9 protein-coding genes, 1 tRNA gene and 1 other annotated feature are annotated in these 7,295 nt (G+C 34.7%); all 10 genes read left to right on the top strand.

The window, feature by feature from the left end; genetic code table 11:
• The coding region (locus I4N53_RS12240) for a His/Gly/Thr/Pro-type tRNA ligase C-terminal domain-containing protein (protein WP_255549644.1) at positions 1-163 on the top strand (163 nt) is incomplete at its 5' end.
• Positions 164-252: 89 nt separating this feature from the next.
• Positions 253-492, top strand: coding sequence for a hypothetical protein (locus I4N53_RS01735; protein WP_013150813.1), 240 nt, complete (start codon positions 253-255; stop codon positions 490-492).
• Between the two features lie 328 nt (positions 493-820).
• Positions 821-2,314 carry a glutamate--tRNA ligase gene (gene gltX / locus I4N53_RS01730; protein WP_028991969.1) on the top strand — a complete coding sequence of 498 codons (1,494 nt, stop codon included), beginning with the start codon at positions 821-823 and terminating at the stop codon, positions 2,312-2,314.
• Positions 2,280-2,495: a binding site (T-box leader), on the top strand. It overlaps the preceding gene by 35 nt.
• Before the next feature lie 35 nt (positions 2,496-2,530).
• Positions 2,531-3,196 (top strand): serine O-acetyltransferase, encoded by a 666-nt coding sequence (cysE, locus tag I4N53_RS01725; protein WP_028991968.1) that lies wholly within the window; start codon positions 2,531-2,533, stop codon positions 3,194-3,196.
• Entirely contained in the window at positions 3,183-4,583 is a 1,401-nt protein-coding gene (cysS, locus tag I4N53_RS01720; protein WP_214495442.1) for a cysteine--tRNA ligase, read from the top strand. Before cysE ends, cysS begins: the two co-directional genes overlap by 14 nt.
• Positions 4,568-4,996 carry a Mini-ribonuclease 3 gene (locus I4N53_RS01715; RefSeq protein WP_214495441.1) on the top strand — a complete coding sequence of 143 codons (429 nt, stop codon included), beginning with the start codon at positions 4,568-4,570 and terminating at the stop codon, positions 4,994-4,996. Before cysS ends, I4N53_RS01715 begins: the two co-directional genes overlap by 16 nt.
• A 9-nt stretch (positions 4,997-5,005) precedes the next feature.
• Entirely contained in the window at positions 5,006-5,749 is a 744-nt protein-coding gene (gene rlmB / locus I4N53_RS01710; RefSeq protein WP_214495440.1) for a 23S rRNA (guanosine(2251)-2'-O)-methyltransferase RlmB, read from the top strand.
• Between the two features lie 13 nt (positions 5,750-5,762).
• On the top strand, positions 5,763-6,257 hold the full coding sequence (locus tag I4N53_RS01705) for an NYN domain-containing protein (RefSeq protein ID WP_198002306.1): 495 nt from the start codon (positions 5,763-5,765) through the stop codon (positions 6,255-6,257).
• Between the two features lie 81 nt (positions 6,258-6,338).
• Positions 6,339-6,983, top strand: a complete 645-nt coding sequence (gene sigH, locus I4N53_RS01700) for an RNA polymerase sporulation sigma factor SigH (RefSeq protein ID WP_214495439.1) — start codon at positions 6,339-6,341, stop codon at positions 6,981-6,983.
• A gap of 61 nt (positions 6,984-7,044) precedes the next feature.
• A tRNA-Thr gene (locus tag I4N53_RS01695) sits at positions 7,045-7,120 on the top strand.
• Positions 7,121-7,295: the final 175 nt, after the last annotated feature.

Below are 7,295 nucleotides of genomic sequence, written 5' to 3'. Positions count from 1 at the left end.
TAATGATGCCGATTTGTTAGGAATACCTATAAGGATTACTGTAGGGAAAAAAGTAAGTGATGGAATAGTGGAAATAAAATTGAGGGAAAATGAAGAAGCAGAAGAGGTAAAAATTTCTGATGTTGTAGAAAAGGTGAAAAATATTATAAAAGAGAAGATGTGAGGGGTTCCTTAAAGGAATCCCTTGTTTTGTATAAAGGAAGTTTTTATGTGAAAAAATATTTGTCAAAAGGTTAAAAAGGAGGGACTCTTGTGAATATTTATATAATGGGTATTAGTGTGGAGAAAAGGAGTGAATTTGGCCCAAAAGTTCAAGAAGTGTTGACAAAACATGGTGACCAAATAATTGCAAGGTTTGGAATACATGATTCACAAAATGGCAGTGGTCTTATTACTTTGAATGTAAGAGGCAAAGAAAAATTTATGGAGGAATTAGCAGAGGAATTAGGTGCTATTCCTACAGTTACAGTCAAATACATGAATTTAAAATAAAGTTTTTAGAGCTGACGTTTGCACTGCTTGCTCCGGTGACCTCACAGCTAAACTAACGCTCGACTTCAGATTCTGGCGGAATTCCGGGCACAATCGTCTCCCATGCCTCAGGTGCCCGCCTCCAGTATCCTTGCCTCCGGACCCGCCTTCATCTTTTGCTCTTGCTAAGCTTAGCAACTGTTCAGTCAAGTCGAGCGCTTAGCGCAAAACGTCGCCTAATCTACAGAATTTTACACACAATTGTCACTTCATCTATTTAAAAAGCGCAAAATTTGTTATAATTAAATCTAGTACAGTAACATTAACAAAAAAGGATGGAGTGACACACATGAGTAATTTGAGGGTTAGATTTGCGCCAAGCCCTACAGGAGCTATTCATATAGGGAATATAAGAACTGCTTTGTTTAATTATCTTTTTTCAAGAAGTGAAGGAGCTACTTTTGTTTTAAGGATTGAAGACACGGATCTAGAAAGGTCTTCAAAAGATTTTGAAGAATTAATTTTTAAAGAATTAGAGTGGTTAGGTATAGAATGGGACGAAGGGCCAGACAAACCAGGTCCTTATGGCCCTTATAGGCAAAGTGAAAGACTTGCAATTTATCATAAATTTGCCCAGAAACTTATTGAAGAAAAAAAAGCATATAGATGCTATTGCACTCCTGAGGAATTAGAAGAAGATAGGAAAAAGGCTGTGGAAAGAGGAGATATACCTCGTTATTCTGGAAGGTGTAGGTATCTTACAAAGGAGCAAGAAGAGGCTTTTATAAAAGAAGGGAGAAAACCTGTAATAAGGTTTATTGTTCCTGACGATGAAGTCATAGAGTTTGAAGACATGATAAAAGGGAAAATTACAATAAAAAGTGATACTTTAGGTGGGGACATGGTAATTGTCAAATCAGACGGAATGCCTACTTACAATTTTGCAGTTGTAATTGATGATGCTCTTATGAAGATTACACATGTAATAAGAGGAGAAGACCACATATACAATACTCCTAAACAGATACTCATCTATAAAGCTTTAGGATTTGAGATTCCCACATTTGCCCATGCACCTTTAATATTGGGACCAGATAGGACTAAACTTTCTAAAAGGCATGGGAATACTTATATAGGCCAGTATAGAGAATTGGGATATTTGCCAGAGGCTATGTTTAACTTTTTATCTCTTTTAAGTTGGTCACCGGAGGATAATGTAGAAATCATGTCAAAAGAAGAAATAATAAAGAAATTTAATTTTAGAAGGATTCACAGTGCTAATCCTGTTTTTGACATTGAAAAGCTTAATTGGATGAACCAACAGTATATACAAAAAAGCTCTGTTGAAAGAATTGTAGATTTGGCTATTCCACATTTAAGAAGGGCAGGATACATTGACGAAATAAATGATATGATGTATAATTGGCTAAAGGATGTAATATCTCTTTACAAAGACGGGCTTCAATATGTGGCTCAAATTATTGAAAAAGCTAAGATGTTTTTTGTAGAAGAGGTTGACTATTCTGAGGAAACAATGAAAATATTAGAAGAGAACCCAAACAGTAAAATTGTGTTAGAGGGAATCAAAAGAGCCATAGAAGAATCAGAACAGTTAACAGAAGAATACGTAAAAGATTTGCTTAAGAAATTGCAGAAACAAACAAATGTAAAAGGAAAAGAGTTTTTCATGCCAATCAGAGTAGCAATAACAGGAGAAGACCATGGACCTGAATTGGTGAAGATTATTCCACTTGTAGGGAAAGATAAAGTGATAAATAGGCTTAAAAGAGCGATAAATTTAATAAAGGAAAAAAGCGATGAGAAGAAGAGTATTATAACATAAGCCTTCAGAGAAGAGCTACCATAGGCTGCGAGTAGCTCGAGGATATGTTATAAGAAGTGCATCTTTGAGCTGTATCCCTGAAATTTCAGTAGGGGGTTACCGGCATGTGCCGTTATCTAAAAGGAGTGGAGTCTAAAGCTCAAGCAGAGTGGAACCACGGGAGTCCCCCCTCGTCTCTGAGATGAGGGGGGTAAATTTTTAAGGAGGTGTTTAGTATTGTTTAAGACTTTAAAAGAAGACATACAAGTTATTTTTGAAAGAGACCCTGCTGCCAAAAGTGTGCTGGAGGTTGTATTATGTTATCCTGGGCTCCATGCTATAATACTGCACAGAATTGCCCATTATTTATATAAAAAGGGTTTAATTTTACTTCCTCGACTTATTTCACAGTTTAATAGATTTCTCACAGGAATTGAAATACATCCTGGTGCTAAGATAGGCAGGAGATTTTTTATTGATCACGGTATGGGGGTTGTAATTGGTGAGACTACAGAGATTGGTGACGATGTGACAATATATCAAGGGGTAACTTTGGGAGGTACAGGGAAAGAAAAAGGGAAAAGACACCCTACTATAAAAAATAATGTAGTTATAGGAAGTGGAGCTAAAGTATTAGGTCCTATTGTAGTGGGAGAAAATTCAAAAATAGGTGCAGGGGCAGTTGTATTAAAAGATGTACCTCCTAATAGCACAGTAGTTGGAGTACCTGCTCGCTGTGTGAAAAAAGATAATGTACGTATAGCTTCTTCCTATGGTGTAGATTTAGAACATGGCAAACTTCCTGACCCTGTGGAAGAAGAATTGCAAAAATTAAGAAAAAGAGTTGAAAAGTTAGAACAAATCTTAATTGCAAGGGAGGAAAAGAAGGATGAAGCTATATAATACTCTTTCGAGGACAAAAGAAGAATTTCAGCCTTTAAATGATAAGGTAGTGAACATGTACGTTTGTGGGCCTACAGTATATAATTATATCCATATCGGAAATGCTAGGGCTTTTATTGTATTTGATACGGTAAGAAGATATTTAGAATATAAAGGTTATAAAGTAAATTACGTTCAAAATTTTACTGATATTGACGATAAAATAATTAAAAGAGCTCAGGAAGAAAATGTTACTACAAAAGAATTAGCGGAGAAATATATACATGAATATTTTAAAGATGCAGATAATTTGGGTATAAAAAGAGCAACAGTTCATCCTAAGGCGACAGAGCATATTGAAGATATAGTCAAATTTATAAAGATTTTAATCGATAAAGGTTATGCTTATGTGGTAAATGGAAATGTTTATTTTGAAACTGCGAAATTTAAGGATTATGGAAAGCTTTCTCACAAAAATATAGAAGAATTGCAAGCAGGCGCAAGAATTGAGATAAACGAAGAAAAGAAAAATCCATTGGATTTTGTTTTGTGGAAAGCTCAAAAGCCTGGTGAACCTGCATGGGATAGTCCGTGGGGAAGAGGAAGACCGGGATGGCATATAGAATGTTCTGTCATGTCTACGAAATATTTAGGAAAAACTTTAGATATCCATGCAGGAGGTCCTGATTTGATATTTCCTCATCACGAGAATGAAATTGCTCAAAGTGAAGCATTATATGGTCAACAATTTTCTAAATATTGGATGCATATAGGGTATTTAAATATAAATAATGAAAAAATGTCAAAATCTAAAGGAAATTTCTTTACAGTAAGAGAGATTACAGAAAAGTATCATCCTGAAGTTTTAAGACTTTTTATGCTTATGGCCCATTACAGAAATCCCATTAATTTTAGTTTAGATTTAATGGATCAGGCCAATTCTGCTTATGAAAGATTATTAAATGCGATGGCTAATTTAAAACATTTGTTGACTGTGTGCAAAGAAAGAGAATTAAACGAAGAAGAAAAAAGAATAGTAGAAAAGTTTGAAGAATATAAAAAAGAGTTTGAAGAAGCAATGGATGACGATTTTAATACTGCAGATGCCATATCAGTTTTGTTTGAAATGGCAAAAACTGCTAATATAAATCTAAGTGGAAATTCTTCAAAGGAATTGGTAAAATATATTTTGAATATGTTTTTAAAACTCTCAGAAATTTTAGGACTTTTTTATAGAAGTGTAAAAACTGATATTGATGATGAGGAAATACTGGCTTTAATAGAAAAAAGACAACAAGCAAGGAAAGAAAAGAATTGGAAGTTAGCTGACGAAATAAGAGATAGACTGAGAGAAAAAGGAATAATTTTAGAAGATACGCCAGAGGGAGTAAGATGGAAAAGAATGTGATGGGTTCTTTAGGAAATTTCAAGTTTCTTGAAAAGGAGGGGGTGTCAAGTTTGTCACCCCTTGTTTTAGCTTTTATTGGGGATGCCGTGTATAGTTTGTATATCCGCACAAGGATTGTAGCCCAAAAAAACCAACATGTTAAATTTTTACACAGAGAGACAGTTAAATATGTAAAAGCCCAAGCACAGGCAGAATCTATAAAAAAAATTTATGATCTTCTCTCAGAAGAGGAAAAAGATATAGTTAGAAGAGGAAGGAATATTAAGTCTAATACTACACCTAAAGGAGTAGAAGTACAGGACTATAGGTATGCTACGGGATTTGAAGCTTTACTAGGTTATCTATATCTTGCAGGAGAATTTGAAAGATTAAAAAATATTCTTGAGCTTTCTGTACAAGTTATTGAGAAATAGGTGATGGTTATGAAAGAGCAGGATGTAATTTTTGGTAGAAATCCAGTAATGGAAGCTATAAAAAGTGGAAAAGAAATTGAAAAAATTTATGTTTCTAAAACAGCAAAAGGTAATATTTCAAAAATAATAAATCTTGCAAAAGAAGCAGGTATTGTAGTTTCTACCACTGATAATGAAACTTTAAGCAAACTGGCCGGCAGTCAAAATCATCAAGGAATTGTAGCTTTGTCTGCTGTCTATCAATATTTTGAAGTAGAAGACCTTTTAGAGTATGCTGAGCAAAAGAAAGAAAAACCTTTTTTGTTGATATTAGATGAGATAACTGACCCTCACAATTTGGGTGCGATTATAAGAAGCGCAGAGGCTTTTGGGGTCCATGGGATAATAATTCCAAAAAGACGGGCAGTAGGAGTGAACGCTACTGTGGTAAAAACTTCTGCTGGAGCAGTGGAGCATATGAAAATAGCAAAAGTATCAAATATTAACAACACAATACGAAACTTAAAAGAAAGAGGCTTGTGGATTGTTGGTACAGATGTAAATGGAGGAAAAAGCTTTGAAGAGATTGATTATGATTTTCCTGTTGCTCTTGTTATCGGAAATGAAGGAAAAGGGGTTTCTAAATTAGTTTTACAAAATTGCGATTTTGTAGTTAAAATCCCTATGAAGGGTAAGATAAATTCTTTAAATGCATCTGTAGCTGCTTCTCTTTTAATTTACCAGGTAGTTTCAAAAAGAAAAGATAAGGCGTGATGTTCTCTTGTATATGTTAGTAGATGGTTATAATGTGATAAATAATTGGCAGATTTTAAAAAAAGAAGCGCAAAAAAGCTTGGAAGATGCGCGAGATAAGTTAATAGATATATTGGCTGATTTTAGAGGATATTCAGGGATAAATATAATCTTAGTTTTTGACGCAATGTATGTAAAAGGAAGTTTAGAAAAACATGAAGAAATTAGTGGGATTGAAGTCGTTTACACAAAAGAAGGTGAATCGGCAGATCACTTTATAGAGTTAAAAGTGGTGGAATTAGCGAAAAAGGAGCGAGTAATTGTGGTAAGTTCTGATTGGACTGTGCAACAGGTGGTTTTAGCTCATGGTGCAATAAGAATGTCTGCAAGAGAGCTTTACGAGGAGATGAACAAATATATTGAAAGCCATAAAAAAAGCTATATGAATACAATTTATAAAGACAATTTGGAAGAACGTTTAGATAGTGAAATAGTAAAAAAGCTGCGCAAAATGGCAGAAAACAGCTAAAATTAGCTTGACTACCTTTACCAATATAATGTATAATTATAACGTATAAAGTTGCTGGAATAATAAATGGGGGCGGTATTGGTGAAATCTGGGGCGCAGCAGGATTACTATCAAACATATGAGCAAATGGAAGAGGAGGAGGTAGTTTTTAGAGCTCAAAAAGGAGACGAAGCCGCTTTAGAGTACCTTCTTGAGAGGTATAAAAGCTTTGTAAAAGCAAAGGCTCGCGCCTATTTTTTAGTGGGTGCCGATAAGGAAGACATTATGCAAGAAGGGATGATAGGTCTTTACAAAGCAATAAGAGATTATAAAAGTGACAAGCTCTCCTCTTTCAAAGCTTTTGCGGAGTTATGCGTGACTCGTCAAATTATTACTGCCATTAAAACTGCAACGAGACAGAAGCACATACCGCTTAATTCTTATATTTCCCTCAATAAGCCTATCTTTGATGAAGAATCTGATAGGACTCTTTTGGACGTTGTTTCTACCCAATGTATTGCTGACCCTGAGGAGTTAATAATAAGTAAAGAAGAATACGTTAACATTGAAAACAAAATGGAAGAATTATTAAGCGGATTAGAGTGGGAGGTCTTGGTATCATATTTAGATGGCAAGTCTTATCAAGAAATTGCGGAAGATCTAAATAGGCATGTTAAATCTATAGACAATGCATTACAGCGGGTAAAAAGAAAATTAGAAAGGTATCTTGAAATGAGAAACAGCTAACTATTGACATTTAGAAAACTTTATAGTAAAATCAAAAATCGGAGTCGTGATTTTCCCTTTTGCCCACGTAGCTCAGTAGGTAGAGCGTCGCCTTGGTAAGGCGGAGGTCACCGGTTCGATCCCGGTCGCGGGCTCCAATTTTGTTGTTAAAGTTTTTTTTTATCATAGAAGGTTTGGTTTTTAACAACAGAAATTAAAATGTATAAAATGTCACTTTTGTGACATAATTTTAAGAAACACTAGGATAAGTTTATTGTGTAAAGGAGGAAAAAAGGATGGCGAAGCAAAAATTTGAGAGGACGAAACCGCATG

It is taken from the genome of Thermoanaerobacter sp. CM-CNRG TB177, assembly GCF_018588165.1.
In the GTDB taxonomy this organism is placed as follows: Bacteria; Bacillota; Thermoanaerobacteria; order Thermoanaerobacterales; family Thermoanaerobacteraceae; genus Thermoanaerobacter; species Thermoanaerobacter thermocopriae.
Note: the sequence above shows the minus strand (reverse complement) of the source record. Positions and strands in the feature narration are given on the sequence as shown.

What these genes read in the sequence shown, in the direction of transcription:
- I4N53_RS01715 (WP_214495441.1), top strand. Translation starts at nt 4,568, where the DNA reads ATGGAAAAGAATGTGATGGGTTCTTTAGGAAATTTCAAGTTTCTTGAA.
- cysS (WP_214495442.1), top strand. Translation starts at nt 3,183, where the DNA reads ATGAAGCTATATAATACTCTTTCGAGGACAAAAGAAGAATTTCAGCCT.
- rlmB (WP_214495440.1), top strand. Translation starts at nt 5,006, where the DNA reads ATGAAAGAGCAGGATGTAATTTTTGGTAGAAATCCAGTAATGGAAGCT.
- I4N53_RS01705 (WP_198002306.1), top strand. Translation starts at nt 5,763, where the DNA reads ATGTTAGTAGATGGTTATAATGTGATAAATAATTGGCAGATTTTAAAA.
- gltX (WP_028991969.1), top strand. Translation starts at nt 821, where the DNA reads ATGAGTAATTTGAGGGTTAGATTTGCGCCAAGCCCTACAGGAGCTATT.